The organism is Acinetobacter sp. CFCC 10889 (genome assembly GCF_003268395.1).
Classification (GTDB): Bacteria; Pseudomonadota; Gammaproteobacteria; order Pseudomonadales; family Moraxellaceae; genus Acinetobacter.
On the sequence record NZ_LQXQ01000225.1, the window covers coordinates 1 to 226 of the forward strand.

Annotated in this window: 1 pseudogene; it reads left to right on the forward strand. The window is 35.4% G+C overall.

Annotated features, from left to right (window positions below):
* Positions 1-226 (forward strand): annotated as a pseudogene (locus tag AVJ19_RS21435) (hypothetical protein); the annotation flags it as partial.

Sequence of the window (226 nt, forward strand, 5' to 3'; positions counted from 1 at the left end):
CTTTTGATACGTTAAATAATCAAGTGAATGATACAACGACAGGTTTAGCGACCAAAGCAAGTCAAACAGATTTAACTGCAGGTTTAGCAGCTAAAACTGATAAAACTGTATTTGATACTTTAAATGCCAAAGTGAATGATGCAACAACAGGTTTGGCGACCAAAGCGAGTCAAACAGATTTAACCACAGGCTTAGCAACTAAAACTGATAAAACTGTATTTGATAC